The following is a 20,260-nucleotide window of genomic DNA, read 5'->3' on the forward strand; positions in this document are numbered from 1 at the left end:
GTGGAATGTGGAATATAGACTTAACATATAGAAACGAGTTTGAATCAACATTTAAAAGACTCTACCAAAAAAGACAAGATTTGCAAGCCAGCAGACCATTGCCTACTATTGCTTTGAATAAAATCCGTGAAAGCTTATCGATAGAATGGACATACAATTCTAATAGCATCGAAGGCAATACAATGAGCTTAAGAGAAACTCAAATGGTGATTCAAGAAGGGATAACTATAAAAGGTAAATCACTTCGAGAACATTTTGAAACTCACAACCATGATAAAGCCATTGATTATTTATACTCAATAGTAACTGATGATTACAAACTTCGAAGTATAGATATACTTTCTCTTCATAGTTTAGTCTTACGTTCTATCGAAGAGGATTTTGCAGGACGTATCAGAAATGGTGGTGTTCGTATTTCGGGTGCTAATTTTATGCCTCCAAATGCTAACAAAGTCTCCGATTATCTAGATGAATTAATCGATTTTATAAATACAAATCCATTAGGTTTAAATGATATCGAGCTAGCAGCTATTTTTCATCATAAATTTGTTTGGATACATCCGTTTTTTGATGGTAATGGTCGCACAGTTCGCTTGAGTATGAATTTACTATTGATGCGTTGTGGTTTTCCACCTGCCATTATCCTTAAAAATGATAGAAAAAAATATTACGAAGCACTCAATCAAGCAAACAATGGTAATTATCAAAAACTAGTTCTTTTAATGTGTCAAGCTCTAGAAAGAACCCTTACTATTTATTTAAATGCAATGCCTGGTAACGAAACCGAATACCAAACGATATCTAATATTGTAAGTGAACCAAGTGCTCCTTATGGTCAGGAATATGTGAGCTTATTAGCTAGAACAGGTAAAATAGATGCTTATAAAGAAGGACGCAATTGGTACACAACCAAAGAAGCCATTGATAATTATATTTTAACTCGCAAAAGAAAACGCTAACTTTTTAAGTTGGCGTTTTTTTCTGTGTGTGTAATGGGACGCGGATGAAATCTGTTTTATTCGTGTTCTTTTTAACGCAACATATATTAAATCAGTTTCATCCATATTCTATTTTAACACAAACTTCTATACTGTTATATCGAAAGAACAAATCAAAATGGTAACTTTGCTTTTTTGCAAAAATTATGTCGGATACAAATAATACTATTGAAGTTCTTGGCGCAAGAGTTCACAACCTAAAAAACATCGATATTTCTATTCCTCGTGAAAAACTGGTCGTAATTACTGGTTTATCAGGCTCAGGGAAATCTTCTTTGGCATTTGATACTATCTATGCCGAGGGTCAACGTCGTTATGTAGAAACTTTTTCAGCCTATGCCAGACAGTTTCTTGGTGGCTTAGAACGTCCTGATGTTGATAAAATCGATGGGCTTTCGCCTGTTATTGCTATTGAACAAAAAACAACTAGTAAAAGTCCTCGTTCTACCGTAGGTACGATTACCGAAATATATGATTTCCTCCGTTTATTATATGCGAGAGGCGCTGATGCCTATAGTTATAATACAGGCGAAAAAATGGTGAGCTATAGCGATGAACAAATTAAAGATTTGATTATTCATGATTTTAATGGCAAACGCATTAATATTCTTGCTCCTGTAATTAAAGCACGTAAAGGTCATTATGCCGAGCTTTTTCAGCAAATAACCAAACAAGGTTTCATAAAAGTTCGTGTTAATGGTGAAGTTCAGGATTTAGTTACCGGCATGAAACTAGACCGTTACAAAACACATGATATTGAGATTGTTGTTGACAGAATGGTTATTGAAGATACTCCTGACAATCAAAAGCGATTATCCGAAAGCATTAATACTGCTATGCATCATGGTGAAAATGTATTGATGATTTTAGATCAAGATACTAATGAGGTGCGCTATTTTAGTCGTAATTTAATGTGTCCCTCTACTGGAATATCTTATCAAAATCCTGAGCCGAATTTATTTTCTTTTAACTCTCCAAAAGGAGCTTGCCCTCATTGTAACGGATTAGGAACCGTACATGAAATCAACATAAAAAAAATAATTCCGAATCCTAAATTATCTATTAAAGCCGGTGGATTTGTTCCGCTTGGCGAATATAAATCGTCTTGGATTTTCAAACAGCTGGAAGTTATTGGAGAGAAGTTTGGTTTTAAAATTACCGATCCTATCGAAAAAATTTCTGCTGAAGCCATGCATATGATTTTACATGGTGGAAAAGATAAATTTACCGTTAACTCAAAAGATTTGGGTGTAGCTCGTGATTATAAAATAGATTTTGAAGGAATATCTAATTTCATCAAAAGTCAACACGACGAAAGTGCTTCGACTACAATAAAACGTTGGGCAAAAGATTTTATGGACGAAATAAAATGTCCAGAATGTCATGGCTCTAGATTAAAAAAAGAAGCTTTATTTTTCAAAATAAATGAAAAAAATATCACCGAATTGTGTGATATGGATATATCTGATTTGACTGCATGGTTCTTAAATCTGAACAGTCATTTAACTGACAAACAACTTTTGATTGCTTCTGAAGTTGTTAAAGAAATAAAAGACCGCCTGAACTTCTTAATGAATGTTGGTTTAAATTATTTGGCATTAAGCCGAAGTTCTAAATCTCTTTCTGGTGGTGAAGCGCAACGTATTCGATTAGCAACCCAGATTGGTTCGCAATTAGTTGGGGTATTATATATTCTAGATGAACCAAGCATTGGTTTGCATCAAAGAGACAATGAAAAACTAATTCATTCTTTGGAACAATTGCGTGATATCGGGAATTCTGTTATTGTAGTAGAACACGACAAGGACATGATTGAACGTGCCGATTATGTTATTGATATTGGCCCTAAAGCAGGAAAATATGGTGGTGAAATTATAAGTAAAGGAACTCCAGAGGAAATTCTGCAGCATCATACCATAACGGCCATGTACATGAATGGAGAAATGAAAATCGAAATTCCTGCAAAACGTCGTGAAGGAAATGGAAAGTTTTTAAAACTGACTGGGGCAACAGGAAATAACCTGAAAAATGTTTCTATTGAATTGCCTTTAGGAAAAATGATTTGCGTTACTGGTGTTTCTGGAAGCGGGAAATCAACATTGATAAATGAAACACTCTACCCTATTCTTAATGCTTATTATTTTAATGGTGTAAAGAAACCACAGCCTTATAAAAAAATTGAAGGCTTGGAACATATAGATAAAGTTATCGATATTGACCAAAGTCCGATTGGTAGAACTCCTCGTTCGAATCCGGCAACATATACTGAAGTTTTTACTGAGATAAGAAATCTATTTACGATGACTTCTGAAAGTATGATTCGTGGTTATAAAGCAGGTCGTTTTAGTTTTAATGTAAAAGGTGGCCGTTGCGAAACTTGTGAAGGTTCCGGTGTGAGAACTATCGAAATGAATTTTTTACCTGATGTTTATGTTGAATGCGAGACTTGTCAAGGAAAACGTTTTAACAGAGAAACGCTTGAAATACGCTATAAAGGAAAATCCATTTCGGATGTTTTAAATATGACTGTAGATGAAGCGGTTCCGTTTTTTGAGAACATCCCTAAAATTTACAGAAAAGTAAAAACTATTCAGGATGTTGGTTTAGGTTATATCACACTTGGTCAGCAAAGCACAACACTTTCTGGTGGTGAAGCGCAACGTATTAAACTTGCTGGTGAATTATCTAAAAAAGATACTGGAAATACATTCTATATTCTTGACGAACCTACAACTGGATTGCATTTTGAAGACATTCGGGTTCTTATGGATGTGATTAATAAATTGGTCGATAAAGGAAATACGATCTTAATTATCGAGCATAATATGGATGTAATTAAACTTGCTGATTATATTATTGATATTGGTCCCGAAGGCGGAAAAGGTGGCGGACAGCTTATTGCAAAAGGAACTCCTGAAGAAATAATAAAAAATAAGAAAAGTTATACAGCGCAGTTTTTGAAAAAAGAATTATCTTAGTATATTGCGCCCCGCTTTAAAACAAATACACTTTTAAGACGGAAGCCCTAGCCCAGATAGTAGCGGCATCCTTTTGGTTTTTTCTTTAAAAACCAAAAGATAAAGCGAATAGCTGGTAAATGCTCCTGAAAAATAAATTAATACAAAATAAAATGAGATTAGAAGATTTTGACAATGACGAGGATAAAGTAATCCAAGATAGATTAAAACAAAAAACATGGAACGAAATTAGAACCAATGATAGTTGGGCGATTTTTAAAATCATGGCTGAATTTGTAAATGGATATGAAAACATGGGACGCATTGGTCCGTGTGTGTCTATTTTTGGATCAGCAAGAACAAAATCAGATAATAAATATTATTTATTGGCTGAGAAAATTGCCTATAAAATCAGTAAAGCTGGCTATGGTGTAATTACTGGTGGTGGTCCCGGGATCATGGAAGCTGGTAATAAGGGTGCTCATTTAGGAGGTGGAACTTCAGTTGGATTGAACATTGAATTGCCTTTTGAGCAACATTTTAACCCTTATATCGACCACGATAAAAACTTAAATTTCGATTACTTTTTTGTTCGTAAAGTAATGTTTGTAAAATATTCTCAAGGCTTTGTGGTTATGCCAGGTGGTTTTGGAACTCTTGACGAAATGTTTGAAGCTATCACTTTAATTCAGACTAAGAAAATTGGAAAATTTCCTATTATTTTAGTTGGAACCGAATTTTGGTCAGGATTAATTGATTGGGTAAAAACTACTTTGGTAGAGAAAGAACATACTGTAAGTCCTGAGGATTTAGATTTATTCAAAATCGTTGATTCTGAAGATGAAGTAGTTGAAGCTCTGGATAAATTCTATAAAAAATATGATTTAAGTCCTAATTTCTAAAATTTAAAAAAGCTGTGTAACAACAGCTTTTTTTATGCTTTTTTCTGTCTATTAAGTTTCATAAATCCACAATTAATAGTATATTTATTTCGTTATTAAATCTTTAAGGATAATCATTGAAGTTACTTTCTAAATTTACTATTTGTATTTTTGTTTTATTTAGTTCGATAAAACAATACGCACAGCATCATTCTAAAATGGCGGTTGCGGTAAATCTCGAGCTAAAAACATTGAACATTAGACAAGAAATTACTTTTAACAATGTATCAAACGACACCTTAATTTCTGTTGTTCTTAATGATTGGAACAATTCTTTTTCAGATAAAAACACCCCACTTGCCAAACGTTTTTCGGATGAATTTTATAGAGGATTCCATCTTGCAAAACCAGAAGAACGTGGAAATACAACAATTATAAGCTTAGCCGATACTCAAGACGGAGCACTTGCTTGGGAAAGATCTGTTAAGAACCCCGATTTTATTGTCGTTAAGCTAAACCAGAAACTAGCTCCTAACGAAACTATTGTTTTACACCTGACCTATATTGTTAAGATTCCTAGTGATAAATTTACAAGATATGGATTTTCACAAAACGGAAGTTTAAACCTAAAAAACTGGTTCTTAACGCCTGCCCGATTTGAAAATCATCGTTTTATAAAATACAACAATTACAATCTAGATGACATTGCAAATGCTACTACTGATTATGACGTTGAAATAAAAATTCCGAACAATTACACTATCACAACTGACTTAGATAAGGTTTCTCAAGATCAATTTGAAACTTACAGCAACACTAGCTATTCTGGTAATAAGAGAACTGATTTCAGTATGTTTATTGAACCGAAGAATAGTTTCAAAAATTATAAAATTGGCTCCCTAGAAGTTTCCACTAATTTAAGGAATAACAATTTAGACGAAATACAGAAAGCTCTTGCTATAAGCAAAATTGTAGATTACACAAATGCTTACATTGGTACATATCCGCATAATAAAATTACTGTTTCGCAAATAGATTATGAAAGAAATCCGTTTTATGGTTTAAACCAGTTGCCTTCATTTATAAATCCGTTTCCTGATGCATTTATGTTTGAAATTAAGTTCTTAAAAACGTATTTAAACACTTATTTAAAAAACAGCTTACGCCTTGACCCCAGAAAAGACAACTGGATTTATGATGGCATTCAAATATATGTCATGATGAAATATATCGAAGAAAACTACCCTGATCAGAAAATGATGGGAAGTCTTTCGAAACTAAAGATCTTAAAAAGCTACAAACTAACAAATTTGAGTTTTAATGAGCAATACAGCTATTTTTATATGCTTATGGCTCGCAAGAACCTCGACCAGCCACTAGGCGATCCTAAGAACACGCTAATAAAATTTAATGAACAAATTGCCAGCAAATACCGAGCTGGACTAAGCCTTAGCTATCTAGACGATTATTTGGGTAACAATAGTGTACAAACGAGCATTCAGGATTTTTATGAACTTAATAAAATAGAGCAAGTAAGCCGTACAAACTTTGAAAGTTTAATGAATTATAATGCCAAAAAGAACATTGATTGGTTCTTTGATATTATAATTAACTCTAGAAAAATAATTGATTACAAATTTCATAATGTTTCTAAAACAAAAGACAGCGTTACGTTTTCTATAAGAAACAAAACAGATAATTATCTTCCGATTCCAATATATGGAGTGAAGAAAAAGATATAATGTTTAAACAATGGATAGACACTAAAAGCACCGACACTACATTTACTGTAGAAAGAAAAAATGCAGATAAAATTGTTATAAATTATCAAAATGAAGTTCCTGAATATAATTTGAGAAACAACTGGAAATCCTTAAAAGGTTTTTCACCAACCAATCGTCCTATAAAATTTAATTTTGTAAAAGATTTAGAAGATCCCTATTACAATCAGATAATCTACATTCCGACTCTTAATTATAATTATTATGATGGGATTGCTCCTGGAATACGTTTTCATAACAAAACAATATTAGACAAACCATTTACATTTGATGTAAATCCTGCTTACTCTATAAAAGCAAAGACTATATCTGGTTCGTCTGGCTTCTCTTATGTTCAGAATTTTAGAAATAGTACCTTATACAATATAAGATATTCCTTTTCTGAGGCTTATTTTCACTACGCTCCAGACGCAACGTATCTAAAATTAAACCCAATGGTACAGTTACGTATAAGAGAAGAAAATTTTCGTGACAACAGAAAACAACTTATCACAATGCGCCAGGTTATTGTAAATAGAGAAAAAAGTAATTATATAACTGATAATTCTAGTCCCAATTATTCAGTTTTCAATGCTCGTTATTATAATACAAAAACAGAGATTACGAATCATTTTAATTTTATGTCGGAAGTCCAATTTGCTAGCCAATTTGGAAAACTTGCCAGCGAAATAGAATTCAGAAAACTTTTTGAGAACAATCGCCAAATTAATCTAAGGATGTATGCTGGTGCCTTTTTATATAACAACAGTAATTCTGATTATTTTAGTTTCGGTATTGATCGCCCTACTGATTATTTATTTGACTATAATTATTATGGCAGATCTGAAAGCACTGGTATTTTTAGTCAGCAATTTATAATGGCCGAAGGAGGTTTTAAATCAAAACTAATTCCTCAATTTGCTAATCAATGGATAGGAACTTTAAATGCAAGTTATTCGCTATGGAACTGGATTGAAGCTTATGGTGACATTGGTATTATTAAAAGCAAAGGCCTTTCTGAAAAACTCATATACGATAGTGGCATTCGATTAAATTTTGTCCCAGATTACTTTGAATTGTATTTTCCTGTGTATTCTAATAATGGATGGGAAATTTCTCAAGATAATTATGGCGAAAAAATACGATTTGTAGTTACTTTATCTCCTAAAACATTAACCAATCTTTTTACAAGAAAGTGGTTTTAATCAAATAAAAATTAAATAAAACATAAATTATTATCACAAAATTACACAAAACAATAAAAATACAATAAAAAAAGCATCCCGTTATACCCATTTAAATACAGATAATTAAATTATATTTTTTTTAACGAATTATGATAATTGCTAGTTTTTAAGTAATTTTGTGATCTAACATGACCCTTTCCAGATTATGATAAAAGAAAAAAACAATACTACACTTACTTTCGAAGATTTCAAAACTGAAGTTTTGAACGACTACAGAATCGCTATAATCAGCAGGGAATGTAGCCTATTAGGCCGTAAGGAGGTATTGACAGGAAAAGCCAAATTTGGAATTTTTGGCGACGGAAAAGAAGTTCCTCAATTGGCAATGGCTAAAGCTTTCAAGAATGGTGACTTCCGATCAGGATACTACCGTGATCAAACTTTTATGATGGCTATTGGAGAATTAACTCCTAAACAATTTTTTGCTGGTTTGTACGGACATACAGATTTAGATTTTGACCCTATGTCTGCAGGAAGGCAAATGGGTGGACACTTTGTTACTCATAGTTTAAATGAAGATGGTTCATGGAAAAACCTAACCAAACAAAAAAATTCTAGTGCTGATATCTCTCCTACTGCTGGACAAATGCCAAGATTATTAGGACTTGCTCAGGCATCTAAAATATACAGAAATGTTGATGGTATAAAAATCAAAGATAATTTTTCTGTTAATGGTAACGAAATCGCATGGGGAACTATTGGAAATGCCAGTACTTCTGAAGGTTTATTTTTTGAAACTATAAATGCCGCTGGAGTATTACAAGTACCAATGGTAATGAGTGTTTGGGATGATGAGTACGGAATTTCGGTTCATGCAAGACATCAAACCACTAAAGAAAATATCTCTGAAATATTAAAAGGATACCAACGTGATGAAAACTCAAACGGATATGAAATCTTTAGAGTTAAAGGTTGGGATTATGCCGAATTAATAGCAACTTACGAAGAAGCGGCTGCTATTGCCCGCGAAAAACATATTCCTGTATTAATTCATGTAAACGAATTAACACAACCGCAAGGACACTCTACTTCTGGTTCTCACGAACGTTATAAGAATGCAACTCGTTTGGCTTGGGAAAAAGATTTTGACTGTATTCGTCAAATGAGATTATGGATGATTGCCATCAATATTGCTTCTCCTGAAGAACTGTCTGAGATGGAACTTGAACTTAAAAAAGAAGTTTTTGACGCTAAAAAGAAGCATGGAATTCTTTTATAGATCCAATTATACACGATCAAAAAGAATTACTTTCTTTATTAGAAAACATTGCTCCAAAAAGCGCAAATAAAGACCAAATAATAAAACTTACTTCTGAATTAAGTACTGTAAAATCTCCTCTAAAAAAGGAAATGCTAGTTGTTGCTCGTAAAGTATTGCGCTTAATTGTAAACGAAGACTGCAAAACTGAATTAGCAAATTGGATCACATCTTATATAGCTACAACTCAAGAGAGATTTAGCAGTAATTTATTCTCAGACTCTGATTTAAATGTTTTCTCTGTAGAGAAAGTTTTACCAAAATATGAAGCTAATAGCTTAGATGTAGATGGTAGAATGATTGTTAGAGATAACTTTGATGCTATCTTTACTAAATACCCTGAAACCTTAATTTTTGGTGAAGACGTAGGAAACATTGGCGACGTTAACCAAGGATTAGAAGGAATGCAAGAAAAATATGGAGAACTTCGTGTTGCCGATGTAGGTATTCGTGAAGCTACCATAATTGGTCAAGGAATCGGAATGGCTTTAAGAGGCTTACGTCCTATTGCTGAAATTCAATATTTAGATTATCTACTATATGCAATCCAAATTATGAGTGATGATTTGGCTACTTTACAATACAGAACTGTAGGTAAACAAAAAGCTCCATTAATCATTAGAACGCGAGGTCACCGCTTAGAAGGCATCTGGCATTCAGGTTCTCCAATGGGAATGATCATCAATGCTATACGCGGAATACATGTACTAGTTCCTAGAAACATGACTCAAGCTGCAGGATTTTATAACTCTTTATTAGAATGTGACGAACCTGCTCTTGTAATCGAATGTTTAAACGGATATCGATTAAAAGAAAAAGCTCCTAGCAACTACGGAGAATTTAAAACCCCTATTGGAGTTGTTGAAACTTTAAGAGAAGGCAAAGACATCACCCTAGTTTCATACGGATCGACTTTGCGATTAGTTGAACAAGCTGCCACTGAATTATTGCAAGCTGGTATTGACTGCGAGGTTATCGATTTACAATCATTACTTCCGTTTGATATCAATCAGGATATCGTAAAAAGTATCGCTAAAACAAATCGCTTGCTAGTAATCGATGAAGATTTACCAGGTGGTGCTTCGGCTTTCATCTTACAACAAATTGTCGAACAACAAGACGCATACGTACATCTAGATAGCAAACCACAAACATTAACTGCAAAAGCCCACCGTCCTGCTTACGGGACTGATGGAGATTACTTTTCAAAACCTTCTGCCGAAGATATTTATGAAAAGTATACAGCATGATGAATGAAGTAAATCCTTCTAAATATCCTAATTTATACTAAGAAATTAGTTTAATCATCAAATATAAAAAAGCTCCAAATCTTCACGTTTTGGAGCTTTTTTTATAGACTGTTTAAATAAATCTTTTTTATTTTATTATAAGGAGCTATTTCCTGCTGTCTGCTATATCTTTTACTGGCAAAAAAGTCAGAAAAAGGATGCCGCTACTCCCGATAGTTATCGGGACAGGGCTAAGACTTGCGTATTTATTAAAGTATGTCAGACTAAGCAAAGATTACCGCTACATAGGGCTTCGACTCCGCTCAGCCTGACAACATAATGAATATACTACAACAAGCAAATACTCATTACATCACTTATACATTATACTGCCACCCTGAGCAGAGTCGAAGGGCGCTACTGATCTCCTCCCGAAATCCCAAAACACTCAGAAAGACAAGACTATACAGTAACTTTATTTCGATAACAACAATAATCTTGCTTTTTCTAAATCCTCTGGTGTATCAATTCCTATACCTACATGAGTAGTTTCGACCATTTTAATACGTTTTCCGAACTCTAAATAACGTAATTGCTCTAGCTTCTCTGAAGCTTCAAGAGTTTTCATCGGAAGACTATAAAAATCCAATAATGCCTGCTTCCTAAAAGCATAAATTCCAATATGCTGAAAATAACGTACTCCAACATCTTTGTCTCTTGGATATGGAATTACAGAGCGAGAAAATACAAAGCAAATCCACTTTGATCTACCACTACTTTTACATTATTAGGATTATTTATTTCAGATTCGTCTTTTATTTCACGCATTAAAGAAGCCAAATCTACTTTTTTATCGAAATCATTTCTAAAAACTTCAATAACCTTTGCTAAGGGTTCTGCATCAATAAAAGGCTCATCACCTTGAACATTTACAACAATATCTACGTCTAAATCTTGGATTGCTTCAGCAATCCTATCACTTCCCGACTCATGTTCTTTAATACTCATTATGGCTTTACCTCCATTCGAGACGATTTCATCGAATATAATATCCGAATCGGTCACAACAAATACATCATCAAACAAGTTGGTTTGCATTGCAGCTTGATAGGTTCTTAAAATTACTGTTTTACCTCCCAAATCTTGCATCAGTTTCGCTGGAAATCGTGTAGAAGCGTAACGTGCGGGAATAACTGCTATTGTTTTCATTTTTGATAGTATTATTAATGTTCAATCCTGAAAACAAATATACTTATTCACTATCAGGTTTAAAAAATTTATTTATAACATATTTCTTAAATAACTAAAGTTTAATATATTATAAAATTTTTATTTTTATACGAAAAATAAAAATATGAAAAGATCATTAGCACTTCTCCCACTCTATTTCTTTTTAGTTATGCATAGCGCATTTGCACAAAAAACTGAAACATCAATCATAAACTCATTCTCTGATCGAGTATTTCCAGGTAAAGGATATTTACCATTAGGAGATGTAAAATGGAAATTTAAAACCGATGGTAAAATCTTTTCTTCTCCAATTGCAAAAGATGGAATCGTTTTTATTGGTAGCGAAGATGGATATCTTTATGCAATCGAAGAAAATTCTGGAAATTTAAAATGGAAATTTAAAACAAACGGTGCAGTTCATAGTTCGCCAAGTATTTATGAAAATACTATCTATTTTGGTAGCTTTGATGGTTATTATTATGCTGTAAATACCAAAACAGGTAATCAGATTTGGAAATTCAGAACTGGAGGCGAGAACTGGTATAGAGAAACTGGCATTGAGGGAGCTATGGATAATTTATGGGATTATTTTTTATCATCGCCTGTTATTTACAAAGACGACAAACAAGCTTCGGTTCTTTTTGGAAGTAGTGACGGAAATGTATACTCACTCGATGCAAAAAAAGGAAGTCTTAATTGGAAATTTAAAACTAACGGTCCAATTCATAGCACACCAGTTATAGATAAAAACATATTATATATTGGCGGATGGGATGCTAATTTGTATGCTATCAATTGTACAACAGGAAAAGAAAAATGGAAGTTTTCTACAGGAACCAAAACGGGATTCAAAGGAATTCAATCGTCTGTAACTGTTGCCGATGGAATGGTATATTTTGGAGCTAGAGACCCTTATCTTTTTGCTTTAAACTCAGAAACAGGAAAAGAAATTTGGAGATATGATGCCGAAAACTCATGGATTCTCAGCTCAGCAATAGTATTAGACAACATTCTATATGTAGGAACCTCAGATACCTATGCATTACTTGCATTAGATTCTAAAACAGGCAGAGAACTCTATCGCTTTAGAACTAGTGGATACGTATATTCATCACCAGCAATTGCAGGAAGCACTATTTATTTTGGAGACTTTACAGGTAACTTCTTTTCTCTAGACATGCTTTCGTCGGGCAAAATATCAAAGCTTATAAGTACAGATGCAAGAAAAAAACATGCTGGCGAAATACTAAACAACGACAATTTAGATTTTGTTTACGCGGCCAAAGGCTCAGATTTATCTCAATACAAAGAGAGCAAAAAGGTTATGGATGAATTCTACAAACTTGGCGCAATCGTTTCATCACCGTTTATTAGCAACAATACTGTTTATTTCGGGAGTGCAGATGGGTATTTTTATGCAATTGGACTAACAACAGGCTATTAAAACTATTATACCTACTTAGAAACTAAAATTAACCGCAAAGAGCACAAAGGCGCAAAGTTGCCAAACTTGAAACTTGAAACTTGAAACTTGAAACTTGAAACTTGAAACTTGAAACTTGAAACTTGAAACTTGAAACCTGAAATTAAAAATCACATAATCTTAACTGATGTCATACTCAGCGACCCTGCCATCAATTTATCGTTAAACAAACTTAGTTCTTCTGATTTTTCTTTTAATCCTAAAGTGTAAAGCAGTGGTAAATAATGATCGGGTGTTGGGATTGCTAATTGCATCGCTCGATCCATTTTCTCAAAATTGATAAGCGGTTGGAAATTCCCGTCTAACAAATAGTCATTAATTGTCTGTCGTGCTTCAATCGCCCAATCATAACCATAATTATCCTTATTATAATTATGAAAATCAATCAGCCTCAAATTATGAACAATGTTACCACTACCAATAATCAAAACGCCTTTATGGCGTAGCGATTGTAGTTTTTGAGCCAATTCAAAATGATATTGTCCAGGTTTTGTGTAATCAATACTTAACTGAATCACTGGCACATTTGCCTCTGGATACAAATGTTTTATCACACTCCAAGCCCCATGATCTAAACCCCAAGTTTCATCTAATTCTATTTCAACAGGACTAAGTATCCTTTTCGTTTCAACGGCTAATTCGGGGCTACCCTTGGCAGGATATTGTACATCAAACAAAGCTTGCGGAAAACCTCCAAAATCATGAATCGTTTTTGGCATTTCCATAGCTGTAACTTTTGTTCCTTTGGTGTACCAATGTGCCGAAATACATAAAATAGCATTCGGCTGAGGCAAAGTTTTAGCTAAGTTTCTAAATCCAGCTACAAACTCATTTTCTTCAATAGCATTCATCGGACTTCCATGCCCAAGAAACAAAACTGGCATTTTATCGGTATTCGAAAAAGTTTGTGAAATAGTATGTAAGTCGTTTAGCGTATTCATAATCATAAAGAGATTAGTGTTCTAAAAAAGCTAACACGAATGGCACGAATTAGCACAAATTATTTTAAATATATTTTCTTTTCGAAGCAAAACCAACAAGTTTTTAAACCCTGCAGTGTTTAACCTCGGCAATATCTGAGAGAAAAGCGATTAAATTTTCTAACAAATCAAGTTCGTATTTAAAACTTTAAATTATTCAACAAAATACTCGTCTTTAAAACCTATCAAATATAATTTATTTTTTGCTCTTGTCATAGCAGTGTACAGCCATCGAATATAATCTCTGTCGATTCCGTTTGGTAAATAAGGCTGCTCAATAAATACTGTATCCCACTGCCCACCTTGCGATTTATGACAGGTTATCGCATAAGAGAATTTTACTTGCAAGCCATTAAAATATTCATTGGCTTTTACTTTCTGGAATTTCTTATACTTTGTCGTTTCATTTTCATAATCTTTCATTACCTCTTCATACAATCGGTTTGATTCTTCGTAGGTTAATGATGGAGATTCACTTTTAATGGTATCCAATAGCAAAACTGTTTCAAAAGGCTTTTGATTTGGATAATCGACCATTCTAATTTTTACTTTAGCAAATTTAAATCCATACAATTCCTGAATACTAAAGATTTCTAAAATCTCGATAATATCACCATTTGCAATAAAACCAGCTTCATCTGAATCTTTTAACCAGAAATAATTATTCTTAACAACCATCAAGAAATCTCCTGTAGAAAGATCACTTTCTTTAAACAAAATCTTGGTTCTAATTTGTTCATTGTACTGATTGGCTCTTTTATTAGAACGTACTATAAATGCTGTATCTTCAATACTATAATTACTGTAAGCCGAATTGATAGCGTCCTGAATATCATAACCATCCGTTAATCGCACGATATCTTTAAACTTCTTAACATCAAATCTAAACTCAGTAATAAAACTCTCTTTTAACAATTCACGTAACTCAGTAGCATTAAATAAAATCCCTGAATTTTCTTCCTGACGCATTACCTCATCAAGTTCGATATGCTCAATTTCTTTGTTATAATTTACGCTTAAAGTATGAATATCTAGCGCTGGACTAATATCTAGATTCACCGGAGGCAACTGAGCTGTATCTCCTAAAAGAATCATTTTGCAATTGGTTCCTGAATAAACATATGAAATTAAGTCGTCTAATAGAGAGCCATTTTCATATAATTTAGAGTCTGAATTACTATCAGAAATCATCGAAGCCTCATCGACAATAAAGATGGTGTTTTTATGCTTGTTTTGCTGAATAGTAAACGAAACGCCTCCTCCTGAGGATTTCTTTGGAAAATATATTTTTTTATGAATCGTAAAAGCTGGTTTGCTCGAATAATTCGCAATTACTTTGGCTGCACGACCAGTTGGTGCAAGCAAGACATATTTCTTATCAATGTCAATTAAATTATTTACAATAGTCGAAATTACTGTGGTTTTTCCTGTTCCTGCATACCCTTTAAGCACAAAAATTGTCTCATTAGCTGTATCGGTTAAAAATATAGCAATCTTTTGGAAAAAAATGTCCTGTTTATATGTAGGAGAAAAAGGAAACTTTTTTTGTAAAAGACTATAAAACAGGGAAGAACTCATAACGATTATTTTAATGTAAAATTATCATCAAATATAGGTATCAAACGCGAGGGAACCACATAAATTCCCAAATGAATAAAAAAAAATTGTAAGTTTGTCATCACGTATAATTCTATTTTGATTCTTAACAAGAATTGAATTCTAAAACCATTTATGCAATCACAAAATACAAATATAACATCAAAAAAATACAAAAAACTTTCTATTCAGGTTTCACTGACTGGACTTTCATTTTGTTGTTTTGATACTTTAAACAATACAATTCTATCTTTAAACGAAGTTACTTTTGACACGTTTCATAAAACTACAAAAATTGAAGATTTATTTGCTGATGCTTTTAGTAAACATCCGGAGCTTAAAGATACTTATGATGAAATAACAGTTGTTCACAACAACAATTTATCAACATTTGTTCCTACTGCCCTTTTTGATGAAAACTTCCTAGGGAGTTATTTACAATATAATACCAAGGTTTTTGAAACCGATTTTTTTGCTTTCGATGTAATTTCTAATTACCAAATGAATGCTGTTTACATTCCATATGTAAATATCAATAACTTTTTTATTGACCAGTTTGGTTCATTTGAATACAAACATGCCAATAGTATTCTTGTCGAAAAGCTTTTGGATCAATCCAAAAACAATGACGAAAAGACAATGGTAGTCAATTTTAATTTTGGCCATTTTGAAATCATTGTACTGCAAAACAAAAAACTATTATTATTTAATTCTTTTGAATATCAAACTCCTGAGGATTTTATTTATTACTTACTGTTTACAGCAGAACAACTTAATATGAACCCAGAGATTTTTAAACTTGAATTATTAGGAACGATTTCTGAAGATGATAATTTCTTTGAAATCGCTTATAAGTATATCCGAAATGTATCCTTGTTTGACGTATCTAACTTAAAAAGAAAAAATTCTTTTTCAATAGCTCAAAATCAACAACATTTTATACTTTTTCAATCATGAGAATCATTTCAGGAAAACACAAAGGAAGACGCATTTTTCCACCAAAAAACCTTCCCGTAAGACCTACAACTGACATGTCTAAAGAAGCATTATTTAATGTTTTGAACAACCATTTTAGTTTCGAAGGTTTAAAGATATTAGATTTATTCGCCGGAACCGGAAACATAAGCTATGAATTTGCTTCTCGCGGATGCACACCAATTACATCTGTAGATGGTGATTTTGGTTGTGTAAAATTCATCAAACAAATCGCTGCAGAATATGACTTTAATATTGCTGCTACAAAAAGTGATGTTTTTAAATTCTTAGAAAGCAGTAAAACTTCTTACGATATCATTTTTGCCGATCCTCCGTATGCAATGGATCAAGCTACATTTGAAAAAATTGTCATGCTAGTTTTTGAAAGAGACCTATTGCAAGAAGACGGAATGATGATTATCGAACATTCTAAATATACTAAACTCGATCATTTGAGTAATTTTTCATTCAAGAAAAGTTATGGAGGTTCATTTTTTAGTTTCTTCGAATTTGATTCATCTGAAGAGGAAGAGGAAAACAACGAAACATCTACAAAAAATACCGAAGACGACGAAGGATAATTAAAATCTGATTCACATAAGTATAAAGCCTCCTTGATTATTCAAGGAGGCTTGTTTTTACAACAACTATCTATTCTTTTTCTTTTTCAAACCTAAATAAAAATTAATCCCTAACCCCATAGCATCCTGAGTACTATAATTGTAACTATCTGAATTTGTATTTAATTTATTAAGAGCCTTCCCCAAATCAATTCCGTTATAATACAAATTTAATGCTAAAGAATTCTGATTTTCACCTGGAAAATTAAAGATATAACCAACCCCAATCCCTAATGAATGCTGTACATCTGATACCTTTTTTCTTTCTCTAATAGGATTTGAAAGATCAATAGGGTTTCTGGATGTTAATTCCCTTTTAGCATCAATACTAGAAAACGTATATCTCGGAAGTATTTGTATATATCCAGAATCCTCTTCATAATCTCCAATAATTATTTTTGGACAAAAACTATAATTCATAGCCGATACTGATTTTTCTGAAGCACTCATTGTAAGTCCTTTATCATTCCTAATTATAACATCTTGAAGATTTCCAAGCATATAGCCTACTTCAATTTCAAATCTAAAAAACTTAACCACCTTAATTTCGGATCCTAATGAAAAGTTTCCAAAAGCAGATCTTTCAAAATCGGTGTGCAAATAAGCAGCCCCTCCGACAAAAGGACGTAGTTTTTGTGCAAATATGCTCACCGAAAACATAAAAACAAAAATATAAACAATGTATTTCATCCTATATTATTTTCCTATTACCCAGCCTAAAGTAAAATTAATCACTGGAACAAATTCATTATCATATTTATCAAAATTATACCCAACACCTATGTTTAAACCTAAATTAAAATTTCGATTATAAGTCCGCTGTAATCCCCAAACTGGTGCAATTGTAAACGAGGAAGTATCTTCAGAAAAATTATTATTTGTAGAAATTGACTTGAAATTATAAATTGCATTTAATGCCACAAAATTCCCTGAATTATGAGTTACTCTTCTCCCTTTTAAAGCTCTTTTATCTAAATTGTAATAATGCCGAAACTGCTCATTTATATTGGGATAAAGTTGCCAAGAAGAACCTGCATAATAATTACTACGATAAGCAAAACCTAAACTTACTTCTGAGTATAGAGTGTTTTTATCATTGAAACCATGTTCATATACTAATCCTGGCAACAATACATTAACTTTAAATTGATTTTCAACAACAGCTACTCTAGATTGCCCAAACAGACTATACATTCCAAAAATGCTCAAGGCCATGATAAAATATTTACTCATAATAATTTTCTTTTTTTTTATAAATTTAATCTAAAGACTAACCTGTTGATATAATTATTAAAAATATTTTATTTAAAATAATCTAAAAAAGCTAATTACAACAACAAGTTAAAGCTATTAAATTTGTTTAAATTATTTCTTGTCCAGAATTAAACGTCTACCTTTCCATTGTCCCTTGTGTAACGCAGCTCCATAAATATCTACACCTAGTTTAGTATATGTAGTGCCTCCCGCTAATCCTTTTAAATAATCACCTGATCCTTTATATTTATTATTCCAAGTAAAGAGGAAATTAAAATCAAAATATTGAGTGATTGCATTATCATCGTTATTAGTCCATTTTACACCCATAGTAGTAAGAGTCACTTTATTATTAAATGGTATAGCTTTAACTATATCATACTTTAAATCACCATCTTCAATTAATCTATTTAATTCATTTTTTGTCGTACTATTTGGAATATTACTTACTAATGCTTTAAGTGCAGCATCTACTGCTTTATTATTTAGTTCAGACCATCTATAATTAATTTCATACTTATTATCAAAAATAAATATTGTTAGAGCTTCTTGACTACTTTGAGTTCTGTATGGAAAACTAGGCTTATCAGTTGGAAATTCTAGCATTTGCTTGCCAGAACCAGCATATTTCACACCATTATATTCAATAAAAAATGATTCATAATTATATCGGGCAACATCATACATTGGTACATTAAACTTATAATCAAACTCAATACTATTAATTCCTAATTCAATTTGCTCTGCATATGATTTCTGCCATCCTGAAATGCCTAAAATTTTAACTCTCTTCTGGAATCTTGTACTACAACCAATAGAAGAAAGTAAGAAATAATTTTGATTCCAAAATTTTACTTTTATTCTTTTCCCACCATCAAATAGTTCTGTATCTACTTCAGACTCTCCAAATATTTTCTCTAACCAACCTTGCTTCTTAATTATACTAATAGGCAAATTTTGTTTTATTAATCTAGGATTATCTGTCGTAAATGATGGATTAAGATTAGGTACGTTTGGAAGCGGAACATACATTCCTACTCCACCCCAGTCATCTATAGGATTAGGAATAAAGCGCATTATTCCATCATCAACCTGCTCAAGTTCACTTACGAATTTGCTATTCGCTTTTGATGTCATCAAACTAACTTTTCTAGCAGTTTGCAGTTTTTTCAAAGGAGCTGTATTTTTTAAATAATTATATAATTTTTGCTTATCCTTTGCATGGCAAAAGTAAAGCCCTGTTTCAGTATACTTATATAAGCTATCTGCCACATAAATCTCTCTATCTTCATTTAAAAGCGCAGCTAATGCAGGATCAGCAATTAATTCATCATCAAAATCAATTTCTTCTTCATTACTTAAAAACTTTGAAGTGATACCAAATTCAAGGTTCCTATTTTGAATTTTTTGTTTCTTATTCAGTAAGAACTTTTCCACTTTTTCTGAATCATTCTCGTCAAAAATGGGAGTTAATGGTTTGAACCCTCTATTTTGTACATATCGAATTTCTTTATTAAAATCATTTTGCCCTTGACTGTTTTCTTTATAGGATTTAAAGATATTCCTCAAAGTAGTTATACTCTCAATTTTAATAGTACCATCTACTAATTGTAATTTTTCAGCAATATCATTTTGATTTTTTATTTCTTGTTTATCTTCAAAATTATTGTCGCAACTAAAGAAAATAAGAGAGCTAATCATTGCTAATACAGATATTTTATATGTGTTCATTGATAATTTTATATGTTTCATCTTGAAATTATTTTATTATTTAAATTTTAAAAAACTTCTA

13 protein-coding genes and 2 pseudogenes are annotated in these 20,260 nt (G+C 32.3%); 9 read left to right on the forward strand and 6 right to left on the reverse strand.

What is annotated here, in order from left to right:
* The first annotated feature begins 5 nt into the window (after positions 1-5).
* From EAG11_RS09970 to EAG11_RS09990, 6 genes and pseudogenes are all read left to right on the forward strand, one after another.
* Complete coding sequence (locus EAG11_RS09970; RefSeq protein ID WP_129539050.1) at positions 6-959, forward strand: Fic family protein; 954 nt, start codon at positions 6-8, stop codon at positions 957-959.
* Positions 960-1,144: 185 nt separating this feature from the next.
* A complete protein-coding gene (gene uvrA, locus EAG11_RS09975; protein WP_129539051.1) occupies positions 1,145-3,976 on the forward strand; it encodes an excinuclease ABC subunit UvrA in 2,832 nt (943 codons plus the stop codon).
* A 152-nt stretch (positions 3,977-4,128) separates the two neighbouring features.
* Positions 4,129-4,857, forward strand: a complete 729-nt coding sequence (locus tag EAG11_RS09980; RefSeq protein WP_129539052.1) for a TIGR00730 family Rossman fold protein — start codon at positions 4,129-4,131, stop codon at positions 4,855-4,857.
* 230 nt (positions 4,858-5,087) lie between these two features.
* Positions 5,088-6,578, forward strand: a complete 1,491-nt coding sequence (locus tag EAG11_RS22830) for a hypothetical protein (RefSeq protein ID WP_371414636.1) — start codon at positions 5,088-5,090, stop codon at positions 6,576-6,578.
* On the forward strand, positions 6,578-7,801 hold the full coding sequence (locus EAG11_RS22835; RefSeq protein ID WP_371414637.1) for a hypothetical protein: 1,224 nt from the start codon (positions 6,578-6,580) through the stop codon (positions 7,799-7,801). Before EAG11_RS22830 ends, EAG11_RS22835 begins: the two co-directional genes overlap by 1 nt.
* Before the next feature lie 187 nt (positions 7,802-7,988).
* Positions 7,989-10,392 (forward strand): annotated as a pseudogene (locus EAG11_RS09990) (thiamine pyrophosphate-dependent enzyme).
* Between the two features lie 413 nt (positions 10,393-10,805).
* Here EAG11_RS09990 and kdsB read toward each other — a convergent pair.
* Positions 10,806-11,539 (reverse strand): annotated as a pseudogene (gene kdsB, locus EAG11_RS09995) (3-deoxy-manno-octulosonate cytidylyltransferase).
* Between the two features lie 145 nt (positions 11,540-11,684).
* On the opposite strand from kdsB, the gene EAG11_RS10000 reads away from it, so the two are divergent.
* Positions 11,685-13,004, forward strand: a complete 1,320-nt coding sequence (locus EAG11_RS10000) for a PQQ-binding-like beta-propeller repeat protein (RefSeq protein ID WP_129539053.1) — start codon at positions 11,685-11,687, stop codon at positions 13,002-13,004.
* 149 nt (positions 13,005-13,153) lie between these two features.
* Here EAG11_RS10000 and ygiD read toward each other — a convergent pair whose 3' ends face one another.
* A complete protein-coding gene (gene ygiD, locus EAG11_RS10005) occupies positions 13,154-13,984 on the reverse strand; it encodes a 4,5-DOPA dioxygenase extradiol (RefSeq protein WP_129539054.1) in 831 nt (276 codons plus the stop codon).
* A 192-nt stretch (positions 13,985-14,176) separates the two neighbouring features.
* Positions 14,177-15,601 carry an ATP-dependent RecD-like DNA helicase gene (locus EAG11_RS10010; protein WP_129539055.1) on the reverse strand — a complete coding sequence of 475 codons (1,425 nt, stop codon included), beginning with the start codon at positions 15,599-15,601 and terminating at the stop codon, positions 14,177-14,179.
* A 153-nt stretch (positions 15,602-15,754) separates the two neighbouring features.
* Between EAG11_RS10010 and EAG11_RS10015 the strand changes: the two genes are divergently transcribed.
* Both EAG11_RS10015 and EAG11_RS10020 read left to right on the forward strand, forming a co-directional pair.
* Complete coding sequence (locus EAG11_RS10015; protein ID WP_129539056.1) at positions 15,755-16,576, forward strand: DUF3822 family protein; 822 nt, start codon at positions 15,755-15,757, stop codon at positions 16,574-16,576.
* Positions 16,573-17,175 carry an RsmD family RNA methyltransferase gene (locus EAG11_RS10020; protein WP_129539057.1) on the forward strand — a complete coding sequence of 201 codons (603 nt, stop codon included), beginning with the start codon at positions 16,573-16,575 and terminating at the stop codon, positions 17,173-17,175. Before EAG11_RS10015 ends, EAG11_RS10020 begins: the two co-directional genes overlap by 4 nt.
* Positions 17,176-17,241: 66 nt before the next feature.
* On the opposite strand, the gene EAG11_RS10025 is transcribed toward EAG11_RS10020, so the two are convergent.
* The 3 genes from EAG11_RS10025 to EAG11_RS10035 form a co-directional block, all read right to left on the reverse strand.
* Complete coding sequence (locus EAG11_RS10025; RefSeq protein ID WP_129539058.1) at positions 17,242-17,904, reverse strand: hypothetical protein; 663 nt, start codon at positions 17,902-17,904, stop codon at positions 17,242-17,244.
* 6 nt (positions 17,905-17,910) lie between these two features.
* A complete protein-coding gene (locus EAG11_RS10030; protein ID WP_129539059.1) occupies positions 17,911-18,447 on the reverse strand; it encodes a DUF3575 domain-containing protein in 537 nt (178 codons plus the stop codon).
* Positions 18,448-18,579: 132 nt separating this feature from the next.
* Complete coding sequence (locus EAG11_RS10035) at positions 18,580-20,220, reverse strand: hypothetical protein (RefSeq protein ID WP_129539060.1); 1,641 nt, start codon at positions 20,218-20,220, stop codon at positions 18,580-18,582.
* Between the last annotated feature and the right edge of the window lie 40 nt (positions 20,221-20,260).

Origin of the sequence: Flavobacterium sp. 140616W15 (genome assembly GCF_003668995.1) — a bacterium.
GTDB lineage: Bacteria > Bacteroidota > Bacteroidia > Flavobacteriales > Flavobacteriaceae > Flavobacterium.

Excerpts from the sequence above, each read along its gene's own strand:
- EAG11_RS09970 (WP_129539050.1), top strand. The coding sequence starts at position 6 with ATGTGGAATATAGACTTAACATATAGAAACGAGTTTGAATCAACATTT.
- uvrA (WP_129539051.1), top strand. The coding sequence starts at position 1,145 with ATGTCGGATACAAATAATACTATTGAAGTTCTTGGCGCAAGAGTTCAC.
- EAG11_RS09980 (WP_129539052.1), top strand. The coding sequence starts at position 4,129 with ATGAGATTAGAAGATTTTGACAATGACGAGGATAAAGTAATCCAAGAT.
- EAG11_RS22835 (WP_371414637.1), top strand. The coding sequence starts at position 6,578 with ATGTTTAAACAATGGATAGACACTAAAAGCACCGACACTACATTTACT.
- EAG11_RS10000 (WP_129539053.1), top strand. The coding sequence starts at position 11,685 with ATGAAAAGATCATTAGCACTTCTCCCACTCTATTTCTTTTTAGTTATG.
- ygiD (WP_129539054.1), bottom strand. The coding sequence starts at position 13,984 with ATGAATACGCTAAACGACTTACATACTATTTCACAAACTTTTTCGAAT.
- EAG11_RS10010 (WP_129539055.1), bottom strand. The coding sequence starts at position 15,601 with ATGAGTTCTTCCCTGTTTTATAGTCTTTTACAAAAAAAGTTTCCTTTT.
- EAG11_RS10015 (WP_129539056.1), top strand. The coding sequence starts at position 15,755 with ATGCAATCACAAAATACAAATATAACATCAAAAAAATACAAAAAACTT.
- EAG11_RS10020 (WP_129539057.1), top strand. The coding sequence starts at position 16,573 with ATGAGAATCATTTCAGGAAAACACAAAGGAAGACGCATTTTTCCACCA.
- EAG11_RS10025 (WP_129539058.1), bottom strand. The coding sequence starts at position 17,904 with ATGAAATACATTGTTTATATTTTTGTTTTTATGTTTTCGGTGAGCATA.
- EAG11_RS10030 (WP_129539059.1), bottom strand. The coding sequence starts at position 18,447 with ATGAGTAAATATTTTATCATGGCCTTGAGCATTTTTGGAATGTATAGT.
- EAG11_RS10035 (WP_129539060.1), bottom strand. The coding sequence starts at position 20,220 with ATGAAACATATAAAATTATCAATGAACACATATAAAATATCTGTATTA.